The following is a 25,235-nucleotide window of genomic DNA, read 5'->3' on the forward strand; positions in this document are numbered from 1 at the left end:
GAGGAGGGGAGGCGTGACCGTGACCGAGGGTGGCCGGATCCGCGTGGCCATGGTCCACGGTCCCGGGCCCGCCGACCGCGACGGCGTCGGCGACTACGTCGAACGGCTCGTCCGCGCGCTCGGCGACGCCGGAGTCGAGGCGGTGGGGGTGCCCGTGGGGTCACCGGGGGCCCGCTCCCCCTGGCACTGGCTGCCGGCCACGCTCGACGCCGCCCGCCGGGTGCGGCGGCTGCGCCCGGACGTGGTCCACGTGCAGTTCGCCCCTTCGGCCTACCGGTTCTCCGGGCTCCCCGGACTGCTGCCGCCCCTGCTGCCGCCCGGCGCGCCGCTGGTGACCACCCTGCACGAGTACGGCTGGTGGGCGGCTCCCGGATGGGTGCCCGGCCCCGTCTGGCGGCCCCTGGAACGCGCCCGCCTGTGGGACAGGGAGACCGGGCGGCTGGTGCCCGCAAGCGCCCTCGTGGTCGTGACGAACGCCTCCCACGCCCGCCAGGTCAGGTGGCGCGTAGGAAGGGCCGCCGTGGAGGTGCCGCTGGCCCCGAACGTCGTGGACCACGGCGGCGGACGGCAGGCGCGCGTGGGGGTGCGGGACCGGCTCGGCATGGGGCCGCACGACCCGCTGCTCGCCTTCTTCGGGTTCGTGCATCCCGTGAAGGGCGTGCGGCAGCTCGTCGAGGCCCTGCCCGCGCTGCGCGCCGCCCGCCCCCGCCTGCGCCTGCTGGTCGTGGGCGGCTTCACCTCCCAGGCGCTGCCGGAGGCCGAGGCCCGGGCCTTCCTGGCGGAACTGGAGGCGCTGGCGGCGCGGCACGGCGTCGCGGACGCGGTGACGTTCACCGGGCACCTGCCCGCCGCCCGGGTGTCGGAGTTCCTGCACGCCGCGGACGCGGGCGTGCTGCCCTTCACCGCCGGGGTGACGACCAAGAGCGGCGCGCTGCTCACGATGCTGGCGCACGGGCTGCCGACCGCGGTCACCGTGCCGGACGAGCCCGACCCCGCCCTCCCGCTCGGAGAGGCCGTGGCCGTGATCAGGGCCCGCCGCGACGCCGCCGCCATCGCGGACGCCGTCGCGCCGCTGCTCGACGACCCCGGGGCGGGGCGGCGCATGGGCGGGGCGGCCCGGCGGCTCGCCGCCCGCCACTCCTGGTCCCGGGTCGCCGCCGCCCACCGCGCGCTGTACGAGACGCTCGCCGGCCCGCGCCGTCCGCTCGGCCGCCCGGATGCGTGAGCCGTACCGGGAGATCCTGGTCATCGACCTGCTCGGCGGGATCGGCGACCTGATCATGCTCCTGCCCGTCGTGCACGGCCTGGCTCGCAGAAACCCCGGCGGGGCGGTGCGCGTGCTCACCCACGAGCCCGGAGCGGCCCTCCTGCGCGGCGACCCCGCCGTCACGCGGGTGCTCACCCCCTGCCACGGCGGCGCGGGCGCGGAGCGTGAGGCGGTGGCCGAGGCGCTGGCCGCCCGGCGTCCGGATCTCGCGATCACCACCACCCGCTACGACGGCATTCCGGATCTCCTCGCCGCCTCGGGCGCCCGCTGCGTCACCGACCTGTGGCGCCGCCCGCCCCCCGACGAGCCGGTCGGCGAGCGCTACCTGCGCATCCTGCTCGCCGAGGGCCTGCTGCGGCCCGAGGACGCCCGCGCCCGTCCTGCCGTGCGCCTGACGCCGGCCGAGATCGCGTACGGCGAGCGCACGCTCGCCCGCCGCGTTCCGGCCGTCGCGGCGCGGCCCCCTGTCGTGCTGATCACGGACGCGGGCATGGACGTGAAGCGGTGGCCCGCCGGGCGCTGGCGCGGACTCGCCGCGCTGCTGGCCCGGCGCGGCCATCCCCTGCTCACGCCCGACGCGCCGCCCAAGCGGGGCCCCGCGGGGGGCGCTGCGGAGGGCGCCGTTTTCGGCCGCGAGGTGGCCGTCCTGCCGGGGTGCGGCCTGCGCGGGCTCGCCGCGTGCTTCGCCGCCGTGGCGCGCCGCGGCGGCGTGGTGGTGGGCGCAGACACCGGGCCGCTGCGGCTGGCCGCGGCGGCCGGAGCGGCCACCGTCGGGTTGTTCGGGCCCACCTGGGCCGGCCGGTACGGCATCGGCTCCGGGGATGGGGCGGGCTCCGCCGAACTGAAGGGGGCCGACCTGCAGGGGCTGCCCGGCTGCCCGCACCGCAGGCCCACGGCCATCACCGAACAGCCGTGCTGGTGGACGGCCGAATGCCCGCTTTCCCCGGCGGGCCCCGCCTGCATGGCCGACATCCCCGTGGCGGCCGTCGTGCGCGCCGTGACCCGCCTGTGCGCCGGTCTCCCCGGTCTCCCCGATCTCCCCGCGTGCCACCCGGCGGACGACCGCTGACCCGTGCTGACCCATACTGACCGTGGCGTGGCAGGCTGCGTACGGGATAGAACGGCAGCCATGCCGCTAGGAGGAAGCTGATGGAACGGGACGGCGCGGCGCGGCCCACTGCCCGTTTGGGGCCCGTCACGCGATCACGCGTCCGGAGGGTGTCCGGATCGGCCGTACGCGACCGGCGTGACGACCTCGCCACGGAGGAACCGCTGGAGATCCGGCTCCTGGCCGGGGGCGAGAGCCGTACGGTGGCGATCACGATGCGGACGCCGGGCGCGGACTTCGAGCTCGCGGCGGGGTTCCTGCACGGTGAGGGGATCGCCGGACCCGGCGACATCGCCGCCATCGGCTACTGCACGGACGAGGACCTGGACCCCGAGGCGCGCTACAACACCGTGACCGTGCGGCTCGCCGCCTCCCGGCTCCCCGACCTCGGCGCCACGGCGCGGAACTTCCTGACGTCGAGCGCGTGCGGCGTCTGCGGCACGGCGAGCCTCGACGCCCTGCGCGACCGCTGCGCCGTGCCGGCCGCGCGCCCGCCGGTCGCCGTGCCGGCCACGACCCTGTACGGACTGCCCGACCGGCTGCGGGAGGCCCAGGGGGTGTTCGGCAGGACGGGCGGGCTGCACGGCGCCGGGCTGTTCACCCCCGACGGCACACCGCTGGCCGTGCGGGAGGACGTGGGGCGGCACAACGCCGTCGACAAGCTGGTCGGCTGGGCGCTGCTCGGCGGCCGGACCCCCCTCGACCGGCATGTCCTGCTGGTCAGCGGCCGGGTCGGCTACGAGATCATGCAGAAGGCCGCGAGCGCCGGGATCCAGATCGTGTGCGCCGTGTCCGCGCCCTCCTCGCTCGCCGTCGATCTGGCGCGCGAGTTCGGCATCACGCTCGTGGGGTTCCTGCGCGAGGAGCGCTTCAACATCTACGCCTGCCCGGAGCGGATTGAGGTCGGGCGGATCGAGGTCGAGCAGGCGGCCGGGACGCCGTGATCCGGCCGGGCGCCCGGATTCCGGGCGCCCGGCCGGTTCGCACGTCAGCCGGTGTTCTGCAGGCCGGCCGCGACGCCGTTCACGCTGAGCAGCAGCAGCGTGGACAGGCGCTCGCGCTCCTCCTCCGACAGGTCGCCCGCCGCCCGCAGCGCCGACAGCGCCCGCAGCTGGAGGTGGCTGAGCGCGTCCACGTAGGGGTCGCGCAACTGCACGGCCCGCGACAGCACGCGCCGGTTCTCCAGCAGGCGGGCGTGGCCGGTCACCTCCAGCACCAGCCGCCTCGTCAGGTCGTACTCCTCCAGGACCTGCTCCGGGAAGTCGCTCCGGCCGCCCAGGGCCAGGTAGCGGGACGCGATGGAGCGGTCGGTCTTGGCCAGCGACATCTCCGCGTTGTCCAGCATCGCGGCGAACAGCGGCCACTCCTGGTAGGCCGAGCGCAGTTCGGCCATGCCGCCGTCGGTGACCACGGCGGCCAGGCCGCTGCCCAGGCCGTACCATCCGGGGAGGTTGACCCGCGTCTGGGCCCACGAGAACACCCACGGGATGGCCCGCAGGTCGTCCAGGGAGCGCGGCGCGCCGAGGCCGCGCCGCGCGGGCCGGGAGCCGAGCCGCAGCGAGCCGAGCTCCTCGAGCGGGCTGACCAGCGCGAACCACTCGGGGAAGCCCGGGGCCTCGGTCAGCGCCCGATAGGCGCGCTCGGAGGCCGCGGCCACGGTGTCGGCCAGCCGGCGGAACTTCGCCGCCGCGGCGGCCGTGCTCGACTCCACCGCCGAGGTGGACGCGAGCAGCACGGCGTTGGTGACCTGCTCGATGTGCCGCTTGGCGATCGCCGAGTGGCCGTACCGCGCGAAGATGACCTCACCCTGCTCGGTGACCTTGAACCGGCCGGCGACCGAGCCGGGGGCCTGGGCGAGCACGGCGCGGTTGGCCGGGCCGCCACCCCGGCCGAGCGCACCGCCGCGGCCGTGGAAGAGCGTCAGCCTGATGTCGTTGGCCGCGGCCCAGGCGGTGAGCGCCGCCTGCGCGTCGTACAGGCGCAGGGTGGCCGCCGCCGGGCCGAGTTCCTTGGCCGAGTCGGAGTAGCCGAGCATGACCTCCATGCGCCGCCCGTTCTCGGCGAGCCGCCGGCGTACGGGCTCCAAATTGACCATGCCCTCCAGCACCGCGGAGGAGTTGTCGAGGTCCTCGCCAGACTCGAACAGGGGGACCACGTCGAGCACCGGAGCGCGGTCGCCCAGGGCGTGCCTGGCCAGCTCGTAGACCGCCGCGATGTCGTCGGACGAGCGGGTGAACGAGACGACGTAGCGGGAGCAGGCGGCCACGCCGAAGCGCTCCTGGATCCACCCGATCACCCGGATCGTGGCCAGGACCTCCTCGGTGCGTTCCGACGGCGTGCCGGAGGCGATCTCCTTCAGCGCCGCCGCGTGCACCGCCGAGTGCTGGCGCACCTCCAGCTCCGCCAGGTGGAAGCCGAACGTCTCGACCTGCCAGATCAGGTGCTGCAGCTCGCCGTACGCCTGCCGTACGGCGCCGGCCCCGCGCAGGGAGTCCTGCGTGAGCCGCAGGTCGGTCAGCAGCTCGGCGGGCGCGCGGTAGGCGAGGTCGAGGTCGCGGCGGCGGGTCGCGGCGATCCTGGCCGCCACGAACATCAGCCACTGGCGGTGCGGCTCCCGCGGCGACCGGGTGGCCATCTCCGACACCAGGTCGGGGTGGTCGTCCTCGGCCTGCGCGAGCGCGGCCCGCAGCTCGGCGGACGGCGGCGTGTAGACGCCGGCGAGGGTGAGCGACCTCCCGATCCGGGTGGTGGCGTTCTCCAGCGCGATCAGCACGTGCTCGGCCTGGATCTGGATGGCCTCCCTGGTCACCTTGGCGGTGACGTTGGGGTTGCCGTCGCGGTCGCCGCCGATCCAGCTTCCGTAGCGGATGTACGCCTTGGCCAGCGGCTCCCGCGTCCCGGTGCCGGACCCGAGCGCCGCGTCGAGCGAGCGGTAGATCAGCGGCACCGTGCGGAACAGCGTCTCGTCGAACGCCGCCATCGCCGTACGGACCTCGTCCAGCGGGTCGAGCTTGGTGTGGCGGAGCTGGGCGGTCCGCCACAGGATGTCGATCTCCTCGAGCAGCCGCCGGTGCGCCTCCTCCCGCTCGGCGGTGCCCCGGCCGGGGGTGTTGTAGGCGTCGAGCTGGGCGCTGATCCGCTGGATGGCGGTGACGATCGCCCGCCGCCGCGCCTCCGTGGGGTGGGCGGTCAGCACGGGCCGGAACTCCAGCCCGTCGATCAGGTCGTGGAGCCGGTCGTCCCCGCGCAGCCGTTGCACGGCCTCCGCGAGGGACTCGCGCAGCGGCACGTCGTCCTTGTCGCGCTGCCGCAGGATGCGGATGCGGTAGTGCTCCTCGGCGAGGTTGGCGAGATGGAAGTAGCAGGTGAAGGCACGGGCGATCTGCACGGCGCGGTCCACGGGCCATTCGGCCACCAGGGTGGCGACCTCGTCGGCCGTCGTCTCCTGACGCCGGGCCGCGATCACCGCCTTCCGGAGCCGTTCTACGTCGGCGAGGAGGTCGGGGCCGCCGTGCTCGGCGATCACCTGACCCAGTAGTCCACCCAATAGGCGCACGTCAGCGCGGAGTTCGTCCGGCATCTCCGCTACGGCGTTGTGTCGTTCGGCAGGAGCGATGGCGGCCATGTTTGGAAGGCTAGCGAATCGCGCTCGGGAGCCCGAGGGCGGTCTCACCAAGTGGACTAGACCACTCGAACGCGCAGCTCAGGCCGGTCGCGCGTCCGGGGTGGGGAGCGCCTGGGCCGGGGCTTCCCTGAGCACCCTGAAACGGCGGGTGAGGTGCTGGACGAGCTGCCCGTGCGCCACCACGATCGCGGCGAACGCGACGACCAGCAGGGTGATCGGCGTCAACTGGTCGTCGTCGGCCAGGACGATGATCTTCGCGTCGCTGAGCCCCGTCCTCGCGGCCATCAGCCCCGTGAGGGCGGCGGTCACCCAGCGACCGGCGTGCATGATCGCCGGACGCGCGGTCGCGGTCACCGCGGCCGGCAGGGCCAGCACGACGAACACGATGAGGATCCCGGCCGTGCCCGCCAGGGACAGGCCGGTCGATCCGTCGACGGCCAGCGCGATGCCCCGCATCAGGAGGCGCGCCAGCCCCCCGATGACCAGTCCGCTCAGTGTCGCCGCCACCAGCGGCGCCCAGATCACACGGCCCAGCCGCCTGTTTTCCCGCATCACTTCTCCCCTAGAACGGTCCAAACGGTTATAGGGGCGGGCCGAATCCCCCGCAATCACCGCAAGGACTTCGCGACCGCTCTGTTACCGGGGGAGGGTCACCGATCGGCCTCACGCGGCCGGCAGGCGTCGGCGACGGCTTCGGGGTCCCAATAGAACGGGCGGCATGCCACGTTCCCGTGCCGGTGAAGGGCAGCCCGGGAGCCCGATGCAAGATCACCTCCGGGTCCAGGTGAGCGGCGGACGACCGGTCAGGTGGGGCGGGAGACGGCGGTGAGGAGTTCGGGAAGGCGGGCGAAGCCGACGCCGGCGGCGATCCGGCGGCCCGCCCAGGCGGCCGCCACGCCGTACGGCACGGCGAACACGGCCCACCAGGCCAGGCCGAACAGGACCGGCAGCACGATCGGCAGCGTGAGCACGCCGGTGACGAGCATCGTGGCGAAGGAGGCCGCGAACGCCTGTCCGCCCTGCCCCGGAGCGGCGCCGCTGAAGGCGTTCAGGCGGTCGGGGTAGGTGTACGGCGCGGTCACGCTGGTGATCGCGCCGACGCCCATGGCGACGCCTAGCACGCCCCACGCGACCGGCGCCGCGGCGAGGGCCCAGGCGGCGTCGCCCGCCACCAGGGCGGCGATCACCGACACCGCGGCCAGCAGCGGCACCCCGATGACCGCCATGGCCAGGTGCCGGCCGGCCAGGTCGGTACGCAGGTCACGCGGGGCGGAGAACACCACCGCGTTCATCCACAGCGACCTGCCGTCGATGCCGAAGGAGTTGGCCGCCTGCAGCCCGATCACGACGGCCGCCAGGCAGACGGGCCCGACCACGAACTGCGGCCCACCGGTGCCGTCCGGCCCCCGCAGGGAGAACATGATGACCACGCTCACGAAGAGCGCGACGATCCAGTTCACCCGGCCCCGGGGCTCCCTCGCGGCGTACTTCAGCTCCTTGGTGACGACGGCGCCGAGCATGCCGTCGGGCAGGAACCGGCCGAGCGGGACCCGTCCGGACCGCCGGACGGAGCCGCCGCCCTGGCTGGAGGCGTCGGGCCGCACCAGCGCGTGCCGCAGCGCGGCGATCCACAGCCACCCCAGCACGACGACCGCCATCGCGACGACGATCAGGTCGGCGACGCCGATGAGACCTCCGTCCGCGATCGCGTGCGCGGCCAGCCCCGGCGGCGTCCACCGCAGGACGTCCCCCGCCGACGCCAGAATTCGCGTGGGATCGCCGGAAAGCCCCCGGTTGATCAGCAGGTTGGGCACCTGGAAGAGCAGCACGCCGAAGACGGCGGCGACCGCGAGCAGGTCGCGTCCCCTGCGGCTGCGCAGCACGCCCGACAGCGCGGTGGTCACCAGGCGGGAGGCCGTGAGGCAGAAGGCGAACTGGAGGACCACCGCGGGCACCCCGAGCAGCACCCCGCCCGGCCCGTGGGCGAGCGCGACCACGCCGCCGGACAGCGCGGCCAGCGAGGCGATCGGCCACACCCCGGTCGCCGACGCGGCCAGCATGCCGGTCGCGAGCTGCCGGGTGGTCAGCGGGAACAGGGCCAGCCGGGCCGGGTCGAGCGTCTCGTCCAGGCCGAAGGCCATCAGCGGCACGACGATCCACCCGACGGCGAACATCGCGAACGCCGCCGCCACGAGGTCGAGGGCGACGTCGGACGGCGCGAACCGGATGAGGGACAGCAGCGCGAACCCCGCGACGGCGGCGAGGAGGGCGGCGCCCAGCGAGAAGACGAAACCGACCTGCTTGCCGACCTCGCCGCGCAGGCCCCCGCGCACCAGGCTGAGCTTCAGCCGGACGAACAGCCAGGTCATGCCGGGGACCCGAGCCACGACAGGCCCTCCTCCCCGTTGCCGCGCACGCCGACGAGGTCGAGGAACGCCTCGTTGAGCGTGCGGCCCCGCCGTACGTCGTCGAGCGGGCCCTGCGCGACGACGAGGCCCCGGTTCATCACCGACACCCAGTCGCACAGCCGCTCGACCAGGTCCATCACATGGCTCGAGAAGACGACGGTGGAGCCCGAGGCGGTGTATCTGCGCAGCACCTCGATCAGCGTGTTGGCGGAGACGGGATCGACGCCCTCGAACGGCTCGTCGAGGAACAGCACGCCCGGGTTGTGCAGCAGCGCCGCCGCGAGGCCGATCTTCTTGCGCATGCCGGTGGAGTAGTCGACCACGAGCTTGTCCTGCGCCTCGGCCAGGTCCATGACCTTGAGCAGCTCGTCGGCGCGCCTGCCGACCTCGTCCAGGGGGATGCCGCGCAACTGGCCGCCGTACATCAGCAGTTCGCGGCCGGACAGCCGTTCGAACAGCCGCAGGCCCTCGGGCAGCACGCCGATGTGCGCCTTGACGCTGACGGGGTCGGCCCACACGTCGTGGCCGTCGATCTCGATCCGCCCGCCGTCCGGACGCAGCAGTCCGGTGATCATGCTCAGCGTCGTCGTCTTGCCCGCGCCGTTGGGACCGACCAGGCCGGCGAAGCTGCCCCTCGGCACGACCAGGTCGACCCCGCCGACCGCCACCTGGTGCCCGAAGCGCTTGTACAACCCCTGCGTGCGTACGGCGTCCGTCATGGAGCCCCCATTGGTATAAAGCCGTCGTAAAGCCGAACGAACGGCACACGGGCCGCGTTCCTGTGGAGAGTTCCCGCCCGGGCAACGGCGATCCCGGTGAGCGCGACCCGGCGCGACCGCGTGGCGCCGCTCTGGTTAACCTGTCGGCCATGGATTCGACGCGACCCGGAGCGGCGTTCGGGACCCGAGGGCCGCTGAGCATGCGAGGAACGGTGAGCGGGCGATGAGCGCCGAACGCGCCCCCGAGATCGACATCCACACCACCGCCGGCAAGATCGCCGACCTGGAGCGCCGCCGGAGCGAGGCGGCCCACGCCGGCTCCCAACGCTCGGTGGAGAAACAGCACGCCAAGGGCAAGATGACGGCCCGCGAGCGGCTGGCCGCCTTCCTGGACGAGGGCTCCTTCGTGGAGTTCGACGAGCTGGCCAGGCACCGGGCGACCGCCTTCGGCCTCGACCGCGAGCGCCCGTACGGCGACGGGGTCGTGACCGGGTACGGCACGGTGGACGGCCGGCCGGTCGCGGTGTTCGCGCAGGACTTCACCGTGTTCGGCGGCTCGCTCGGCGAGGTCTTCGGCGAGAAGATCGTCAAGGTGATGGACCACGCGCTGAAGACCGGCTGCCCGGTGATCGGCATCAACGACTCGGGCGGCGCGCGCATCCAGGAGGGCGTGGTCTCCCTCGGCCTGTACGCCGAGATCTTCAAGCGCAACGTGCACGCCTCCGGCGTGGTCCCGCAGATCTCGCTGATCATGGGCCCGTGCGCGGGCGGCGCCGTGTACTCCCCCGCGCTGACCGACTTCGTCCTGATGGTGCAGGAGAAGTCGCACATGTTCATCACCGGGCCGGACGTCATCAAGACCGTGACCGGCGAGGAGGTGACGTTCGAGGAGCTGGGCGGCGCGCACACGCACAACTCGCGCTCCGGCGTCGCCCACTACGAGGCGTCCGACGAACAGGACTGCCTCGACTTCGCCAAGGCGCTGCTGTCGTATCTGCCGTCCAACAACATGGACGACGCGCCCGCCTTCGACGTCGAGGCCGACCTGGAGACGACCGACGAGGACCGCGAGCTCGACACGCTGATCCCCGACTCGGCCAACCAGCCGTACGACATGCACACGGTCATCGAGCACGTCCTCGACGACGGCGAGTTCCTGGAGATCCACGCGGGCTTCGCGCCGAACATCGTCGTCGGTTTCGGCCGGGTCGAGGGGCGTTCTGTGGGCGTCGTCGCCAACCAGCCGATGAGCTTCGCCGGGACGCTCGACATCGCCGCCTCCGAGAAGGCCGCCCGGTTCGTGCGCACCTGCGACGCCTTCAACATCCCGGTGCTGACCTTCGTCGACGTGCCGGGCTTCCTTCCGGGCACCGACCAGGAGTGGAACGGCATCATCCGGCGCGGCGCCAAGCTGCTCTACGCCTACGCCGAGGCGACCGTGCCGCTGGTCACCGTCATCACCCGCAAGGCGTACGGCGGGGCGTACGACGTCATGGGGTCCAAGCACCTCGGCGCGGACGTCAACCTGGCCTGGCCCACCGCCCAGATCGCCGTGATGGGAGCGCAGGGCGCGGTCAACATCCTCTATCGGCGCGAGCTGGCCGCCGCCGACGACCCGGACGCGGCGCGGGCCCGTTTCATCAGCGAGTACGAGGACACGCTGGCCAACCCGTATCTCGCGGCCGAGCGCGGCTACGTGGACGCGGTCATCCGGCCCTCGGACACCCGGGTCCAGGTCGTCCGCGCGCTGCGCGCCCTTCGCAACAAGCGGGCCACGCTGCCCCCGAAGAAGCACGGGAACATTCCGCTGTGACCAGTCGCGAGCCGTACCTCAGCATCGTCCGGGGGGACGCCACCCCCGAGGAGACCGCCGCCCTCGTCGCCGCGCTGGCGGCGCGGGCGGCGGCGCGCGCCGCCCGGCCGGCGGCACCGGAACCGAGCCCGGGCAACTGGAGGAATCCGGCGCATCGGCTGCGCCTGGGACTCCCGCACGGTCCGGGTGCCTGGCGCGGGGCCTTCTTCCCCGGCGGGTGACACGTCTTCCGACGCCATCCGCGACGACTACGGACCGATTACATCGCCGGAACAGGGTGTCAACTGGCTCAAGAGTTGGGACTATCTAGAAAGCGGGGGAATATAGTCAGCCGATCAACTGGTGACGAGTCCAGGAGGACACCATGGCCATCCCGGACTTCAGCGCACATGGCATTGCCGCAAAGTATGCCGTTCTCGTGGACGTCGGTTACCTTTACGCGGCCGCCGGTGAAGTTCTCTTAGGCGCCAAGGAGCGTAAGGAGTACCGGGTCGCCGCGGACGAGCTGATCCAGGCGCTGCAGAAGCACGCGCTCGAGCGCATCCCGGGTGAGCTGCTGCGCGTCTACTGGTACGACGCCGCCCGCGACCGCGTGCCCACGGTGGACCAGCGTGTGATCGCCCAGCTGCCCTGGGTCAAGGTCAGGCTGGGCAACCTGAACGCCCGTGGCCAGCAGAAGGGCGTGGACGCGCAGATCCGCAGCGACCTCGAGGCCCTCGCCCGCCACCACGCCGTGAGCGACACCGTGCTGATCGCCGGAGACGAGGACATGGTGCCCGCCGTGGAGGCCGCACAGGCGTACGGCGTGCGCATCCACCTGTGGGGGGTCGAGCCGCCGTTCGGGACCAACCAGGCCGAGCGGCTCGTCTGGGAGTCGGACACCGTCGAGATCATCAGCGCCGACTTCCTGCGTCCGTTCTTCACCCGCGCCCCGGTGCCCGTGCCCGTCGTGCCCACGCCGTCGCCCGCCCAGGTGTTCGCGGGCCGCACGGTCAAGCCGATGCCGCCGAAGACGCCCGTCGGCCAGGTCGCCAAGCTGGGCCCTGGCCGGCCCCGCGTGGAGGAGGTCGGCGAGCACGTGGCGCAGAAATGGATACTGACACGAGGCCGCGACAACATCCGCGACCTGCTGCCGGGTCCCCTGCTGCCCACGGTGATCGACACCGAACTGCTCATCGAGGCCGAGAAGGAGCTCGGCCACTCCCTGCGGCCCTATCCGGAGGCGCGCGTGTGGCTGCGCGACGGTTTCTGGGCCCGGGTCTACCGCGAGTTCGACCTCGGGGTCGGCATCTCCAGCAAGTGACGCCGGGCGTTCCGGCCCAGCGTCCGAGCTCGCGCGGGAGCACTCCCGGCACAGGGTCGTCTTCCGTGCCCGGTCTCGCGCGAGACCCCTCCGCACTGTCGGTGCATCCTGACGGCCGCGTCCGATTTCCGCCAGCCCGCATCGGTGGCCAGCGCATAACGTCGTGTGCGTGACCACACGACAGCTCGACTTCGACGCGTGCTACCTCGCCGTCTCCGCGCGGGACTCCCGCTTCGACGGGCGTTTCTACACGGCTGTCACCACCACCGGCATCTACTGCCGCCCGATCTGCCCCGCCCGCACCCCCGCCCGGGGCAACGTCCGCTTCTACCGGCACGCCGCCGCGGCCGAGGCCGCCGGGTTCCGGCCCTGCCGCCGCTGCCGTCCGGAGCTCAGCCCCGGCGACCCCGGCTGGGACGTACGCGCCGACCTGGTCGGACGCGCGCTGCGGCTGATCGACGACGGGGTGGCCGACGAGTCCGGGGTCGCCGGGCTGGCCCGGCGCCTGCACGTGACCGAGCGGCACCTGCACCGCCTGTTCGCCACCGAACTCGGCACCGGGCCGCTCGCCGTCGCCCGCACCCGGCGGCTGCTGCTCGCCAAGCAACTGCTCACCGAGACCACCCTGCCGATCACCGATGTCGCGTTCGCCGCCGGGTTCGGCAGCGTGCGGCAGTTCAACGCGGCCATGAAGGAGTCGTACGGCTTCGCACCGGGAGAACTGCGCAGGACCAACGGGCCGATGCACGAGAAGGGGGCTCCGGTCGCCCTCACGACCGGGCTGACCCTGCGGCTCGGCCACCGGGAGCCGTACGACGCGCAGTCGGTGCTGCGCTTCCTCGCCGCCCGGGCGATCCCCTCGGTGGAGGCGGTCTGCCTGTCGGGGGACGACGTGACGGCCTACACGCGGGCCGTGCCGGGCGGCTCGATCACGCTGCGGCCCGCCGCCGGTCACGTCCGGCTCACGGTGCGGACCACCGAGACGCACCTGCTCTCCCGGCTGGTGGCCCGCTGCCGCCGCCTGCTCGACCTCGACGCCGACCCCGGGGCGGTGCGGGAGATCCTCGGCTCGACGTCGCTCGCGCCGCTGGTCGCGGCCCGTCCCGGGCTGCGCGTGCCGGGAGCGTACGACGGGTTCGAGGTGGCGGTCCGGGCGGTCGTCGGACAGCAGATCTCGGTGGCCGGGGCCCGCACCCTGCTGGGCCGCATCGCCGCCCGCGCCGGCGTCCCCGCCGTCTCCGACCGTTCTGCCGACGAGAACGGGCACCCCGACGCGGCCGTGACCGGCCAGGTGCCGCTGCTGTTCCCCACGGCCGACCGGCTCGCCGCGGCCGACCTGGACGGCCTCGGGCTCACCACCCGCAGGGTCGCCACGATCAGGGCGCTGGCCGAGGCGGTGTCCTCCGGCGCGATCGACCTCGACGGCGCGGGCGACCCCGCCGACACCACCGCCGGGCTGCTGGAGATCCCCGGGATCGGCCCGTGGACGGCCGGTTACATCGCGCTGCGCGCGCTGCGCGACCCGGACGCGTGGCCCGAGGGCGACCTCGTGCTGCGCAGGACGATGGAACGGCTCGGCATCGCCGAGGGCGAGGCCGAGCGATGGCGGCCCTGGCGCGCGTACGCCGCGCTCCACCTGTGGAGCCACGCCTCCGACAATCCAGACACCACACCACGAGGACGCGACAAATGATCATCACGCACACCGTGCCCACCCCGGTGGGCCCCCTCGCTCTGCTCGCCCGCGACGGCGTGCTCGTCGCGGCCGGTTTCACCGCCGATCCCCGCGAGATGTTCGCCCGGCTCTCGCCGTCCCTGCGGGCGCTTCCCCTGCGGGAGGGCGACCTCGGCGACGCGGCCGAGGCCGTGCGCGAGTACCTCGACGGGAAGGTCGACGCGCTCGACCGGATCCCCGTCGAGCAGCCCGGCACCCCCACGAGGCAACGCCTGTACGAGGCGCTGCGCGCCGTGCCCGCCGGGACGACCGTGTCGTACGCGCAGCTCGCGGAGAAGGCGGGGCTGCCCAGGACGGCCGCGCGGGCCGCGGGGTCGGCCTGCGCGCAGAACCTGATCGCGCCGTTCGTGCCGTGCCACCGCGTGGTGCCCTCGACCGGCGGTTACGGCAGTTACTACTACGGCACGCCGGTCAAGGAGTGGCTGGTCGCCCACGAGTCCCGCGCCTGACCTGGCAGGAGCGTGAACGACGGTGCTGGCTTTCGCCTCGCCCCGGCTGCAGGGGGCGAGGCGCCGGCTCACCGGCACACGAGCCGGCCGGACGGGTCAATCCTTGACGATGCTCTGGACCTCGCCGACGGGCACGTCCCTGGTGGCCGCGACCTGGATCGGGTCGTACGCGAACGGGACGACCTGGCCGCCCTGGTTGCCGTTGCCGGCGACGTTCCAGACGCTCGTCACGGTGAGCGTGTAGACCTTGTTCGGCTGGTCGATCGAGGAGTGCAGGTAGACGACGCCGCAATCGGGCTTGCTCTCTCCGTCCTTGTCGGCGCCCTTCACGTACGGCTTGCCGGTGGCGCCGCATCCCTTGTCGTACACCTCGGCGCGATCGTCGCCGGTGCCGGATTTGATCTCGAGGTGGTCCGGCGTCGCCGTGACGGTGGCGGACATGACCCCGGGCAGCGTGGCGGTGACGGACCGGGGTGCGGCCTCGGCTCCGTCCAGCCACACCCAGGTCCCCAGGTTGACGTAGCTCTTGGCGTCCGGGCTCAGTTTGATCTTCGGCTCCGGCACGGTCAGCGCGGCCCGGGCGATCTGCATGAGCTGCTCCAGCGTGATGCCTCCGGCGGGGGTGGTCCCTTCTGGCACCCAGACCAGCGGCTCGAGTCCGGCGGCACACGAGGGTCCGTCCGGGTTGCCGGCGTCGTAGGCGACGCCCCACCACTGACCCTTGTCGCCGATCTTGCTGCCGAACTTGCCGAGGTCGACGTCGTAGTCCAACCCCGCCTCCACCGCCTGCTTCTTCTGCTGCGCCTGGAGGTTGCGCATGTCGTCGGCCGAACTGTTCGGCTCGTACCAGCAGGGACGGGGCATCCGGTAGCCGTCGCTCTTGCCGCCGAGCCCGTTGCCCGACAGACCGATCTTGGAGTTGGTCAGCTTGACGCCGGCCGTGTTGCCCTTCTGGAACGCCTCGCCGTGCGCCCCGACGTCCGGGTCGGCGGCGGCGGGTGGCACGCACACCGCGAGCAAGGCCCCCGCCAGCAGGGACGTCACAGCAATGGCCCTCATCGCAGGCACTCCTTCGCGCGCTCGTCCGGATAGTCCGCGTGGCGGTAGAGCCGGATCCGCCAGACGCCGTCGTCGCCATGCCCCAGGCCGGCCGTCTGCAGGAAGACCGCACGCGGGCGTTTGAGCCAGGCGGGCTGACGGGCCAGCGGGGTGCCCTCCTGGTCGGTCAGCCGCACGCCGGTCAGGTCGACGCAGCCGTCGGCCTCCGCCCCGCGTCCCATGACGGAGGCCACCCGCAGGGCGTAGAGCCTGGCCACGCCCCGGGCCGACTGCCTGTCCTTGAGGAACCCCTGCACCCAGGTGACGGCGTCCATGTAGGCGGACGACTCGGCATCGATCCCCTTCACGTACGAGCGGTCCCCGCCGGAAGTGCCGACGGCCCGCCACTGCGCCGTGAAGTCGCCGGCGAACGCCTTGATCACGGCCGACCGCTTCGGGTCGGGCTCGAGCGGCCACTCGATCTCGATCGTCAGTCCGGGCGCCGCCGTGACCGTCTCGGTGCCCGGCTGCGGGCCCGGCGTCCCCGAGGCCGTCGCCGCGGCCGGCTCCACGCCGCCGCCCGGGGTGAAGCCGCGGTCCGCGTCCGGCGCGGTACATGCCGACAGGAGCAGCGCGCAGGCCGAGGCGAGCGACGCCGTGGCGAGCCCTGGACGCATCACCGGATCCTCCGCAGTACGCGATCCCCCGCCGCTGTCACCCTAGAAACGGCCGTCGGGGACGAGCCAGCGCTATGCGTGGATCGGCATGATTCGGAGGAGGACGTCCCTGGCATTGGGGCTCCGATCAGGCGAGACGTGAGGTTCTGAGGTCCGCCGGGTTTCCGAGGTTCGGATTTCCGGGGTTCGGGTTTCTGAGGTTCGGGTTTCTGAGGTCCGGGGAGACGGTCCGGCGCCAGTCGGGCAGCAACTCGTCGATCAGCGCCTCCGTCTCCGGGGCCATCCCGCCGCCGTACGGATGGGAGGTGGCGCGGCGCAGCAGCCCGTCGACGACCGCCCGCAGCCGCACGGGCTCCCCGGTGGCGTGCGCCGCCCGGAGCAGGTCGCGCCACAGCCCCTCGTCGTCGGCCGCGAGCAGCAGCCCGGCCCGGGCCGCCGCCACCGCGCCGTGCGGGTCGTGGCGGGCCAGCCGTATCTCGCACAGCGCGTGGGCGGCGTCCGCCACCCAGGCCGTCACGTCGTACTCCAGGGGGTCGGCCGCCAGCCAGGCGTACCGGTCGGGCGGCCTGCCGTTCAGCAGCGGGCCGCGCACCAGCGTGAGCGCGCGCTCCAGCAGGTCGGCCTCCATGTCACCGGGCCTGCCGTCAGCGGCACCGGCGGCGTCGGCCCATTCGCCGGCCTGCCGTACGAGGTCCTGGAACAGCCGCCAGTCCGTACGGATCTCCGGCCCGAGCCGCAGGCGTCCGGACCGGTCGAGGAACAGGTGGGGGCGGCCCTCGGAGTCGCGCCCGAGCCACTCGGCGACCCTGGCGATCGTGGCGTCGCGCACCGCGAGCTGCACGCCGCGCGGCCACAGCACGCCGGTCAGCACGGCCGGGTGCACTCCGTCCGGATGGGTGGCCAGATAGACGACGAGTTCGTGGGCGAGGGCCGCCCGGCCCTCTTCGAGCGGGTTCACCGGGCTGATCTCGATCGGGCCGAGGACGCGCACCTCGATGGAGGGCGGCTCCTCGCTCAGCCGCTCCACCACCGGCGTGAGCGGCTCGCCCTCCTGCTGCCGCGCGGTGCGGAAAAGGCCGATCACGGCGTCGTAGTGCCGGCGCGGCAGCAGGTGGGCCTCGATGTCCAGGCCCAGGGCGTCCACGCGGGCCCGGCCGTCGTCGGTGACCTCCCACGTCCAGGTCGCGTGCGGCACCTCGCCCGCGATCACGAAGCCACTCGCCGTACGCGTGCCCTTGCCGAGCAGCGCCAGACGGCGCGCCTCGTCCTCGTCGGGGCGGATGGCCGACAGGAGGTAGTGCGGGGTGTACGCGGGGTCGGCCACGCGGCTGTGGATCCGGCCGGTCAGCACGTCGCCGTCGTAGCGGGCACGCTCCTCGAACTCCGGCAGCACCTCGGCCAGGCTGCTCGCCGTCCTGATCCGCTCGGGCGCGAGCAGGGTCAGCTCCTCGCCGAAGCCGACGAGCGTGATGCGCATCTGGTCGGACCACCGGTTGGTGGCCAGTTCGACGGCGAGCGCCGACAGCGCGGCGACGGTGTGCGCCCCGGTGATCGCGATCACGCCGTGGGCGGCCTCCAGGTCGGCCAGGACCCGGCCGCCCTGTCCGGTGCCGAGCGAGACCAGCCCGGGGTAGGGCGCGGGCACCCCGGCCAGCACCTGCTCGTCGATGCGGCGTCCCTCGTGGGCCGGAAGGCGCCACACCTGCCCGTCGTCGCAGGCCTCCCACGGCTCGGGCGCGTCCTGTTCCGCCGGGTGGATCCACAGGTCGAGGCCCCGGTTGGACAGGTGGACGGCGTAGATCGTCGGAGGGCGCCGGCCGGCGTCGGCCAGCAGGCGGCCGAGCAGGCGCAGGCCGATGTCGAGCATGCGGCTGCCGGGGGCGTCGGCGCCGAGGCGGATGGCGACCTCGGCCTCGGCGGCATCTCCGCGCGGCCTGGCGATGCGCCGTCCGAAGGCCCGGCGCCACAGTTGCTCCCGCCGCCTGCGGCCGAGCAGGGCCAGCAGCCCGGCCGCCGCCAGCGACGAGGCCGCCAGGTAGTCGGCGAGGACCGGCCCGCCATGCTGCTCGTCGACGCTCTGGTGACCCGCTTCCGCGGGCGCGATCGCCGGCTGGACGGTGGTCGTGATGATCGGACGCGGGGTGGGCGTGGCGCGGGTGGTGGCGGGCGTGTCCTTCGCATCGCCGGTGCGGCCCTTCGGCTCCGACGGGGTGTCCTGCGGCATCGCGGGCGGCGGCAGCACGATCCCCGGCTTGCCCGGCTCGGGCGTCACCCTGCCCCGCGCGTGGCCCGCGTCGCCGGACCTCCCTGCTTCGCCCGGCCCCTGCTGGTCGCCGGCACCGTCGGGCCGGGTGGTGTCGCCTTCACTCCCCGTTGTGCCTCCGGTGTGCGAACCGGCGGTGGGACGCGGGTCGGGCGTCGCGTGCCGGTCCTCCGTCGCGTGCCGGTCGGCGTGGGCGTCGCCGCCGGTCGCCCCTCCCCCGGCGTACCGGGTGTCGCCGTCGAGTTCGGCGGGCGCGTGGCGGTGCTCCTTCAGGGTCTCCGGCCGGTCCTCGTCCACCGGCACGATGTGGACGTTCCTGGCGTCGTCCGGCATGTCGAGCACCCAGCCGGGACGGATGAGGTCGGCCATGTGCAGCCGGCTGCCGTCGGGCTGCTCCTTGTGCTGGTTGAGCCGGTAGATCTCCGGATAGCGGCGCCCGTCCCCCAGGCACTTCTCCGCGATCTCCCACAGGCTCTCGTGGTGACGCCCGTGCGGGGGCTGGACCACGTAGACCTTCTTGACCTCCCTGGCGTGCAGGGCCGGTCGCTCCGCCTCGGCCTGCGGCACCGGCGCCGACAGCGCCGCGACCTGGGGCCGGATCGGGGCGGGGGCGCCCGCGCGGGCGAGGGGCATCGCCACGGCGGTCGCGGTGAACAGCAGCAGCACGGCGGAGACCAGGCGGTTCGCGAGCGCCTGGGTGCCGCCCGACAACGGCACCCGGGCCGGCATGCCGACCCTCCGCAGCGCGGCGTAGACCTCGACCACCACGCACAGGAACAGCTGCAGCCAGGCCAGCCACACCAGGAGGATCAGGATCGCGATGATCGTCTCGGGGCCGACCTGGCTCGTGAACAGGTCCGCGTTCAGCAGGTCACCGCTGATGGGCGGACCGGCCAGCCGGAGCAACGCGTACGGCACGCCGCCCACCAGGCCCACCAGCGCGACCAGGGCCCCGAGGCCGGCGAGGACGTCCCCGGCCGTACGCCGGGTCCGCGGCCGCACGGCCCGGTCGTCGTGCCAGTGCTCGGGCGCCCGCTGCGGCCCCAGCACCGACGGCAGGCCCTCGGGGCGCGGTCGCGGGCCCCGCCCGGGCCCCCTCTGGGGCTCGCGGCCGAACTCCTCCCGCCGGCCGCCCGGCGGCCGTGTCCCTGTCACGCCTCCCCCGGATCAGGAGCGGCCGTGGCCTCGGCCTCCATGTCGGAGCCGGCGAAGCCCAGCGCGGCCAGGAAGAAGGCGTCCCAGTGCACCGACACCGCCACCGTGACGTCCGCCTGGCCGCCGCCCACGGTGCACTCGGTCATGCGTACGCCGTCGGCCCCCTGGTCCGCCGTGATCTTCTCGGCCTCGCCGCACACCGCGCTCTCGTCGGCGAGCAGCCGCACCTGGCCGGTGGCCCGCAACGTCTCGACGTCGATCTGGTCGGCGGCGGCGCGGGCGGCCTGCTCGGCGATGTCGGCGGCCTTGAGGCGGGCGTTCATGGCGGCCCCGCCGTCCACCAGCAACCCGGCCAGCAGGAACACCACCCCCGAGAAGAGGACCACGAACACCGACATGGAGCCTCGCTCTCCCGCCCGCCCGCCTCGGACGGGCGACGGAACCCTCAGGAGGGCGCACGGCACCGTTGACCGGGCGGGACGCGGAGCGGTCCGGTGGTCGCGGACACGCGAACCACACCCGCGGCGCGGACGCGGCGGGGTCACTTCACCCTCCGATACTGTTCGAGCGGCACGACCGAGGTGCCCGACATCTGCTTGGCGGCGCCGAACCCGAGGAAATCGAGGTTCAGCTCGCAGGTCACCGTCATCCGGACGAAGCCGTCCATCTTCCACTCGCTGCCGGACATGTCCACCTGGGGCGAGCAGTCGCCGGAGAGCGATGCCTCGGCGGCCTCCTTCGCGGCCGACTCGGCCTCCGCCTCGGTGCGCTGCACGGAGGCGGCCCGGGCGGCGTCCCGCGCGGCCCCGTTGACCTCTCCCTGGGCCTCCACGATCCGGCCCGCGCCGACGAGGAACAGCAGGAAGAGCAGGAACAGCGGGGCCAGCATGACCGTCTCGGCCGTCATCGAACCGCGCTCCGACCGGGTCATTCGCAGCCGTCCGAGCCGTCGTCGGGGCGGAAGCACTCGATGGGCCCGCCGAAGCGTGACGTGATCGTGAAGGTCATCGCGGGCAGCAGCGGCACCACCTGGACGGCGCTGCCGGTCACCTCCACGCCGCGCTGGTCGCCCTGCTCCCACGCCTGCGCCTGGGCGTTCTTCAGCAACTGCGGTCCGATCGCCTGCACGATCTGCCGCGCCTTGCCCTCGGCCGCCTCCTGCCAGCCGTCGGCGCCGCCCGCGCGGGCGATCCGCGCGCCCTCCCGCGCGGCGGCGTCGGCGACCTGACGGCCGTGGAACCAGAGCGTGACCTGGACGATCAGCAGCACGACGGCGAGCACGATCGGCATGAGCATGGCGAGCTCGATCACCGTGGCGCCCCGCTCGCGGCGCACGGCAGTCGCGGCGTGGGGGCCGGTCACGCCCTGTACGGTCACTCCCCGTTACCCCCGCCGGCGCCGCCGCCCGCGCCGCCGCCGCCGCTGAAGCTGTTCTGGATGTCGGACTGCTTCTGCTCGACCAACTGCTTGATCAGCGTGGCCAGGCCGAGGGCGACTCCGGCGATGATGGCGGTGATGATCACCCATTCGACCGCGGAGGCTCCCCTGGACGGGGCGTTCCTCGCGCGGTCCAGCCGTACGTGGAGCACGGCGATCAGATAGTGGAACCAGAGCATCAGGCCCCCAACATCTTCATGGCTGCGGGATAAGAGAGGAAGATCACGAAGCCCGCGCACAGCAGGAGCTGGGCGACGAGCATCGACTGGGACCGTTCGCCCGCCTTGCCCTCGACCTCCGCGAGTTCGCGACGGCGGAGAGTGGCGGCGCGGGCCGTGAGGGAGGCGCGGACCTTGGCGCCGTCGTCGGCCACGAGCCCGAGCGCGGCCGACAGGTCCCGCAGCTCGTCCACGTTGATCTCGTCGCCGAGCTGGCCGAGGGCCTGCCAGGGGGTGATGCCGACGATCCTGGCGTTGGCCAGCGCCTCGCGGATGCGTTCCATCGCCCAGTTGGAGTCGGGGGCGGGACCCGCGCCGTTCGCGGCCCCGGTGGCGACAGCGGAGGCGGCGCCGTTCGCGGCGCCGTTCACCGTGCCGTTCAGCGCCCCGGGCGTGGTGACGGGACTGCCCACGGCGACCGCCATCATCAGCGCCTCGGGCACGCCCCTGCCGCCTGCGAGGTTCATCGACACGAGGTCGAGGAAGGCGCCCACGGCGTGCCGGAAGTCCCGGCGGCGTACGGCGGCGTCCCGCCGGATCTGCGCGTCGGGCAGCAGGAAGAAGATCACGCAGACGACGAGGGCCGACCAGAGCGGCACCTGCACCGAGACGCCCCATCCCATCAGCGCGAGCCAGCCGACGAGGAGCGGGAACGCCAGCAGGCCCGAGACCCCGAGCAGCAGCTTGGTCGCGAGGAACCCCTCGAACGACTTGCCGAGCAGCGCGAGGTCGGCCTTGACCGACCGTGCCTCCCACCCGCGCGCCGCGTAGAACCGGGCGAGCCGCAGGCCGAGCATGCGGCGGAACTCGCTGACGTCCTCCTCGGGCGCGATCAGCGGCGCCAGCGGCACGCCCTTGCCGTCACGGGCCTGGTCGAGCGCGGCGAGCCGGGCGGTCAGGCCGGGCCGGGGCGGGAACAGCGCCCGCACCAGCAGGAAGAGCCCGAGGCCGAGCACGGCTCCGCAGAGCACCGTCGCGATCACCTGATCACCTCCGCCGCCGGCGGCTGCGCCTGCGCGGTCACCGCGGACCGCGGGCGGTGGTAGGGCGCGAGGATCCTGGCCGGCTTGTCGAAGCGGGCGAGCCGCCGCATCCAGGCGAACCCCGCGCCGAACAGGCCCGCAACCACGACGAGCACGGCCTGGCCGAGCACGGAGTTGTACTCCTCGACGTAGGAGCGGTTGAAGACGACCAGCGCGGCGGCGAAGGCGAGGGCGGTGCCGACCACGATCTGCACGCTCTTGCGCGTGGACCTGCGCTCGGCCTCCACGCGCCGGCGCATGTCCAGCTCCTCGCGGGCCGAGACCGCCAGGGCCGACAGCACGTCGCGCAGGCCCGGCCCGCGCAGCCGCGAGTTGAGGATCAGCGCCGCCACGACGAGGTCGGCCGAGGGGTCGTCGAGCTCGTCGGCGAACATCCGCAGCGCGTCGGCGAGCGGCATCCGCGTGTGGAGCCGGTCGACCAGGGCCCGCAGGTGCGGTTGCAGCATGGGGGCCGCGGCCCGGATCGAGGAGGGGATGGCCTGTTCGAGCCCGGCCGCGCCCGCGATCGTGTCGCGAAGCGACTCCGTCCACGCCGCCAGGCCCTCGAGGCGCCGCATGGCGGCCCGCTCCTCCGCCGCGCCGCCGGTGAAGCCCCGCCAGGCCAGGACCAGCAGTACGGCTCCCGCCGCGATGACCGGCCAGCCGGTCACCACCAGCACCACGACACCCGTCACCGCGGCGATCGCCGACCTCGTGGACAGGGTGCGCAGCAGGCGCATCCGCTCGGCCCGCCCGTCCGGCGTGGCCGGGCGGGGGCGCAATCCGTAAATGGCCAGGGCGAGCAGGAAGAGCCCGCCGCCCGCCGCGGCCCCGGCCAGCAGCACCAGGGGGTCGAGGACACCGGGAGGCAGCGCCGGCAGCAGGCCGCTCATCGCCACGCTCCCCGCGCCGGGTCGTACCCGTGGGCGGCCAGCTCGTCGGCGCAGGAGATCGGGGCGTGCGGCACCAGGTAGTCGCCCGCCATGGCGAACACCTCCGAGGACAGCACCCGCCCATCGCAGCCCGTGACCTCCCGCACGCTGGACACGTAGCGCCGCAGGGTGCCTCCCCGGTGGTAGTCGTTGCGCTTCTCGATGAACACCACGAAGTCGATGGCCCCGGCGATGAGCATGTGGGTGGCCTCGATCGGCAGCCGTTCCTCGGCCTGCAGCGCGTAGGTCGCGATGCGGTTGAACACCTCCATGCTGGAGTTGGCGTGGATCGTCGACAGCGACCCGTCGTTGCCCTGGGTCATCGCGTTGAGCATCGTGACGATCTCGTCGCCCAGCACCTCGCCGACGATCACCCGCGAGGGGTTCATGCGCAGCGACCGCCGCACCAGCTCGGCCATCGTGATCTCGCCCTGCCCCTCGGCGTTGGGCAGGCGGTGCTCGAAGGCCACCGCGTTCGGATGCAGCTCGGGGAACTGGTCCAGCCCGAGCTCCAGCGCCCGCTCCACCGTGATCAACCGCTCGTGTGGCGGGATCTCGTTGGCCAGCGCCCGCAGCAGCGTCGTCTTCCCCGCGTTCGTCGATCCCGCGATCATGATGTTCTTGCGCGCGGCCACGGCGGCGGTGAGGAACCGGCCCAGCTCCGGGGTGAGCGTGCCGTTCCCGACGAGGTCGCTGAGGAACACCTTGCCGAGACGGGCACGGCGGATCGACAGCGCCGGCCGCACGGTCACGTCCATGACGGCCGACAGCCGGGAGCCGTCCGGCAGGCGCAGGTCGAGCTGCGGGTTGGCGGTGTCGAACGGCCGCGACGACAGGCCGGAGTACGCCGCCAGGATCTGGATCAGCTCGATGAGCTCCTCGTCGCTCTCCGCGACGGGATCGTGCATGAGTTCCTGGCCGTCGGCGTAGCCGACGAAGACCCGGTCGCAGCCGTTGATGTCGATGTTCTCGACCTCGGGGTCGTCGAGCAGCGGCTGGAGGCGGCCGACGCCGAACAGCGCGGCGTGGATGCCCGCCGCCAGCGCCTCCTCCTCCTCGGCCGTGGGCGGGGTGCGCCCGACGCCGATCTCACTGCGCGCGTGCTCCTCCAGCACCTGCGCGATCAGCGCCCGGGCGAACTGCCGCTCGTCCTCCCCCGACATCGGCGGCACGCCGCTCGCCTGGTCGAGCCGCCGCTGGTGCGCCAGCCGGTCGCCGACCTCCTGCCGGAAGCGCTTCACCAGGCCGTGGTCGACAGGCCGCCGCTGGGAGTTCACGACCGCACCTCCGGCTCCCTCTTCGCCCGTCTGAGGGCGTGCGGTGCCGCCGTCTCGCCGCCCGCGGCCAGCTGCGCGGCCAGGCGCGTGGCCAGCTCCCTGGCCGTACGGATCAGGAGGCTGCGGTCGAGCCGCCCGCCCCACTGGCCGCGCAGCAGTTCCGCGCCCTTCGGGTCGTACGCGAGACCGCCGACGAAGGCGACGTCCCAGCCGGAGACGATGCGCCGGATCTCCTCCAGCGACGACCGGTACGACCTGGGGTCGGCGATCACCACGATCCCGACCTTCCGTCCGATGAGCGACAGCCGTTCGCGCAGGTGGGCGACGTTGTCGAGGCTGGCCCTGGTGAACAGCACCACCTGGTCGGCCTCGGCCACCAGGTCGCCGATCTGGGGGTGCAGCCCGAGCCTGCCGCAGTCGGCGAGCACGTCGGCCTGAGGCAGGGCGGCGAACGCCCGGCCGAGCGGGCCCCACAGCCAGGTGAGGCCGGCCGCCTGCTCGCCGTTGGTCAGGCCGGCCAGCACGTCGAGGCCGCCGACGAGTCGCTGCGTGTGCTCATAGATCAGGTCGGCGTGGAGCCCGCGCCGTGCGACCGCGCCAAGGCTCAGCAGGCCGCGCCCGGGGTTCAGCACGCTCCCGTCGTCGCCCGGCAGCCGGTAGGCGAGGTCGCCGCCGGAGGGATCGCACTCGGCCAGCAGCACGGGCCGGGGCCACACGGCGCCGAGGGCGGTCGCCGCGGTGGTCACGCCGGGCGCCCCCTTGTCGGCGGCGAGCACGATCAGCGCCACG

The 25,235-nt window shown here is 73.6% G+C and carries 23 protein-coding genes; 8 read left to right on the forward strand and 15 right to left on the reverse strand.

From position 1 onward, the window contains the following. The first annotated feature begins 13 nt into the window (after nt 1-13). From FLW16_RS20020 to fdhD, 3 genes are all read left to right on the forward strand, one after another. On the forward strand, nt 14-1,225 hold the full coding sequence (locus FLW16_RS20020; RefSeq protein WP_185949508.1) for a glycosyltransferase family 4 protein: 1,212 nt from the start codon (nt 14-16) through the stop codon (nt 1,223-1,225). After that, complete coding sequence (locus FLW16_RS20025; protein WP_142561624.1) at nt 1,218-2,336, forward strand: glycosyltransferase family 9 protein; 1,119 nt, start codon at nt 1,218-1,220, stop codon at nt 2,334-2,336. The genes FLW16_RS20020 and FLW16_RS20025 overlap by 8 nt, the downstream gene beginning before the upstream one ends. A gap of 80 nt (nt 2,337-2,416) precedes the next feature. Continuing rightward, nucleotides 2,417-3,319 carry a formate dehydrogenase accessory sulfurtransferase FdhD gene (gene fdhD, locus FLW16_RS20030; RefSeq protein ID WP_142561625.1) on the forward strand — a complete coding sequence of 301 codons (903 nt, stop codon included), beginning with the start codon at nt 2,417-2,419 and terminating at the stop codon, nt 3,317-3,319. Nucleotides 3,320-3,363: 44 nt separating this feature from the next. On the opposite strand, the gene FLW16_RS20035 is transcribed toward fdhD, so the two are convergent. From FLW16_RS20035 to FLW16_RS20055, 4 genes are all read right to left on the reverse strand, one after another. After that, nucleotides 3,364-6,000: a phosphoenolpyruvate carboxylase gene (locus FLW16_RS20035; RefSeq protein ID WP_142561626.1), complete on the reverse strand. Its 2,637-nt coding sequence runs from the start codon at nt 5,998-6,000 to the stop codon at nt 3,364-3,366. A 78-nt stretch (nt 6,001-6,078) separates the two neighbouring features. Beyond that, nucleotides 6,079-6,552 carry a hypothetical protein gene (locus tag FLW16_RS20040; protein WP_142561627.1) on the reverse strand — a complete coding sequence of 158 codons (474 nt, stop codon included), beginning with the start codon at nt 6,550-6,552 and terminating at the stop codon, nt 6,079-6,081. Nucleotides 6,553-6,803: 251 nt separating this feature from the next. Beyond that, on the reverse strand, nt 6,804-8,387 hold the full coding sequence (locus FLW16_RS20050; RefSeq protein ID WP_260615410.1) for a hypothetical protein: 1,584 nt from the start codon (nt 8,385-8,387) through the stop codon (nt 6,804-6,806). Continuing rightward, entirely contained in the window at nt 8,366-9,127 is a 762-nt protein-coding gene (locus FLW16_RS20055; protein WP_142561628.1) for an ABC transporter ATP-binding protein, read from the reverse strand. Before FLW16_RS20055 ends, FLW16_RS20050 begins: the two co-directional genes overlap by 22 nt. A gap of 223 nt (nt 9,128-9,350) precedes the next feature. Here FLW16_RS20055 and FLW16_RS20060 point away from each other — a divergent pair, with 223 nt between their 5' ends. The 5 genes from FLW16_RS20060 to FLW16_RS20080 all read left to right on the forward strand — a co-directional run bounded on the left by FLW16_RS20060 (nt 9,351) and on the right by FLW16_RS20080 (nt 14,427). Continuing rightward, a complete protein-coding gene (locus FLW16_RS20060; RefSeq protein ID WP_142561629.1) occupies nt 9,351-10,940 on the forward strand; it encodes an acyl-CoA carboxylase subunit beta in 1,590 nt (529 codons plus the stop codon). Beyond that, nucleotides 10,937-11,161 (forward strand): acyl-CoA carboxylase epsilon subunit, encoded by a 225-nt coding sequence (locus FLW16_RS20065; protein ID WP_142561630.1) that lies wholly within the window; start codon nt 10,937-10,939, stop codon nt 11,159-11,161. Before FLW16_RS20060 ends, FLW16_RS20065 begins: the two co-directional genes overlap by 4 nt. Before the next feature lie 197 nt (nt 11,162-11,358). Continuing rightward, nucleotides 11,359-12,243: an NYN domain-containing protein gene (locus tag FLW16_RS20070; RefSeq protein WP_240808809.1), complete on the forward strand. Its 885-nt coding sequence runs from the start codon at nt 11,359-11,361 to the stop codon at nt 12,241-12,243. 169 nt (nt 12,244-12,412) lie between these two features. Next, nucleotides 12,413-13,936: a DNA-3-methyladenine glycosylase 2 family protein gene (locus FLW16_RS20075; RefSeq protein WP_142561631.1), complete on the forward strand. Its 1,524-nt coding sequence runs from the start codon at nt 12,413-12,415 to the stop codon at nt 13,934-13,936. Beyond that, nucleotides 13,933-14,427 (forward strand): methylated-DNA--[protein]-cysteine S-methyltransferase, encoded by a 495-nt coding sequence (locus FLW16_RS20080; protein ID WP_142561632.1) that lies wholly within the window; start codon nt 13,933-13,935, stop codon nt 14,425-14,427. Before FLW16_RS20075 ends, FLW16_RS20080 begins: the two co-directional genes overlap by 4 nt. Nucleotides 14,428-14,523: 96 nt before the next feature. Here FLW16_RS20080 and FLW16_RS20085 read toward each other — a convergent pair whose 3' ends face one another. The 11 genes from FLW16_RS20085 to FLW16_RS20135 form a co-directional block, all read right to left on the reverse strand. Continuing rightward, nucleotides 14,524-15,486, reverse strand: coding sequence for a hypothetical protein (locus tag FLW16_RS20085; protein ID WP_142561633.1), 963 nt, complete (start codon nt 15,484-15,486; stop codon nt 14,524-14,526). Continuing rightward, nucleotides 15,483-16,142, reverse strand: a complete 660-nt coding sequence (locus tag FLW16_RS20090) for a hypothetical protein (RefSeq protein ID WP_142561634.1) — start codon at nt 16,140-16,142, stop codon at nt 15,483-15,485. Before FLW16_RS20090 ends, FLW16_RS20085 begins: the two co-directional genes overlap by 4 nt. A 127-nt stretch (nt 16,143-16,269) precedes the next feature. Then, nucleotides 16,270-19,560 (reverse strand): bacterial transcriptional activator domain-containing protein, encoded by a 3,291-nt coding sequence (locus FLW16_RS20095; protein ID WP_260615412.1) that lies wholly within the window; start codon nt 19,558-19,560, stop codon nt 16,270-16,272. Further along, a complete protein-coding gene (locus FLW16_RS20100; protein ID WP_142561635.1) occupies nt 19,557-19,958 on the reverse strand; it encodes a pilus assembly protein TadG-related protein in 402 nt (133 codons plus the stop codon). Before FLW16_RS20100 ends, FLW16_RS20095 begins: the two co-directional genes overlap by 4 nt. A gap of 143 nt (nt 19,959-20,101) precedes the next feature. After that, nucleotides 20,102-20,467 carry a TadE/TadG family type IV pilus assembly protein gene (locus tag FLW16_RS20105; RefSeq protein ID WP_185949509.1) on the reverse strand — a complete coding sequence of 122 codons (366 nt, stop codon included), beginning with the start codon at nt 20,465-20,467 and terminating at the stop codon, nt 20,102-20,104. A gap of 20 nt (nt 20,468-20,487) precedes the next feature. Beyond that, a complete protein-coding gene (locus tag FLW16_RS20110) occupies nt 20,488-20,922 on the reverse strand; it encodes a TadE/TadG family type IV pilus assembly protein (protein ID WP_260615413.1) in 435 nt (144 codons plus the stop codon). A gap of 11 nt (nt 20,923-20,933) precedes the next feature. Beyond that, a complete protein-coding gene (locus tag FLW16_RS20115; protein ID WP_142561637.1) occupies nt 20,934-21,176 on the reverse strand; it encodes a hypothetical protein in 243 nt (80 codons plus the stop codon). Beyond that, nucleotides 21,176-22,198 (reverse strand): type II secretion system protein, encoded by a 1,023-nt coding sequence (locus tag FLW16_RS20120; RefSeq protein WP_142561638.1) that lies wholly within the window; start codon nt 22,196-22,198, stop codon nt 21,176-21,178. The genes FLW16_RS20115 and FLW16_RS20120 overlap by 1 nt, the downstream gene beginning before the upstream one ends. Further along, nucleotides 22,195-23,130, reverse strand: coding sequence for a type II secretion system F family protein (locus tag FLW16_RS20125; protein ID WP_142561639.1), 936 nt, complete (start codon nt 23,128-23,130; stop codon nt 22,195-22,197). Before FLW16_RS20125 ends, FLW16_RS20120 begins: the two co-directional genes overlap by 4 nt. Beyond that, the gene (locus tag FLW16_RS20130; RefSeq protein ID WP_142561640.1) at nt 23,127-24,446 is read right to left on the reverse strand and encodes a CpaF family protein; all 1,320 of its coding nucleotides are present in this window, start codon (nt 24,444-24,446) and stop codon (nt 23,127-23,129) included. The genes FLW16_RS20125 and FLW16_RS20130 overlap by 4 nt, the downstream gene beginning before the upstream one ends. Continuing rightward, on the reverse strand, nt 24,443-25,234 hold the full coding sequence (locus FLW16_RS20135; RefSeq protein WP_142561641.1) for a hypothetical protein: 792 nt from the start codon (nt 25,232-25,234) through the stop codon (nt 24,443-24,445). Before FLW16_RS20135 ends, FLW16_RS20130 begins: the two co-directional genes overlap by 4 nt. Nucleotide 25,235 lies beyond the last annotated feature (1 nt).

The sequence above is a fragment of the Microbispora sp. KK1-11 genome, assembly GCF_006874435.1.
GTDB lineage: Bacteria > Actinomycetota > Actinomycetes > Streptosporangiales > Streptosporangiaceae > Microbispora > Microbispora catharanthi.

Bases quoted from the DNA above. Each gene is read 5' to 3' on its own strand.
- FLW16_RS20025 (WP_142561624.1), top strand. From the start codon at position 1,218: ATGCGTGAGCCGTACCGGGAGATCCTGGTCATCGACCTGCTCGGCGGG.
- fdhD (WP_142561625.1), top strand. From the start codon at position 2,417: ATGGAACGGGACGGCGCGGCGCGGCCCACTGCCCGTTTGGGGCCCGTC.
- FLW16_RS20035 (WP_142561626.1), bottom strand. From the start codon at position 6,000: ATGGCCGCCATCGCTCCTGCCGAACGACACAACGCCGTAGCGGAGATG.
- FLW16_RS20040 (WP_142561627.1), bottom strand. From the start codon at position 6,552: ATGCGGGAAAACAGGCGGCTGGGCCGTGTGATCTGGGCGCCGCTGGTG.
- FLW16_RS20055 (WP_142561628.1), bottom strand. From the start codon at position 9,127: ATGACGGACGCCGTACGCACGCAGGGGTTGTACAAGCGCTTCGGGCAC.
- FLW16_RS20060 (WP_142561629.1), top strand. From the start codon at position 9,351: ATGAGCGCCGAACGCGCCCCCGAGATCGACATCCACACCACCGCCGGC.
- FLW16_RS20080 (WP_142561632.1), top strand. From the start codon at position 13,933: ATGATCATCACGCACACCGTGCCCACCCCGGTGGGCCCCCTCGCTCTG.
- FLW16_RS20085 (WP_142561633.1), bottom strand. From the start codon at position 15,486: ATGAGGGCCATTGCTGTGACGTCCCTGCTGGCGGGGGCCTTGCTCGCG.
- FLW16_RS20090 (WP_142561634.1), bottom strand. From the start codon at position 16,142: ATGCGTCCAGGGCTCGCCACGGCGTCGCTCGCCTCGGCCTGCGCGCTG.
- FLW16_RS20100 (WP_142561635.1), bottom strand. From the start codon at position 19,958: ATGTCGGTGTTCGTGGTCCTCTTCTCGGGGGTGGTGTTCCTGCTGGCC.
- FLW16_RS20105 (WP_185949509.1), bottom strand. From the start codon at position 20,467: ATGACGGCCGAGACGGTCATGCTGGCCCCGCTGTTCCTGCTCTTCCTG.
- FLW16_RS20115 (WP_142561637.1), bottom strand. From the start codon at position 21,176: ATGCTCTGGTTCCACTATCTGATCGCCGTGCTCCACGTACGGCTGGAC.
- FLW16_RS20125 (WP_142561639.1), bottom strand. From the start codon at position 23,130: ATGAGCGGCCTGCTGCCGGCGCTGCCTCCCGGTGTCCTCGACCCCCTG.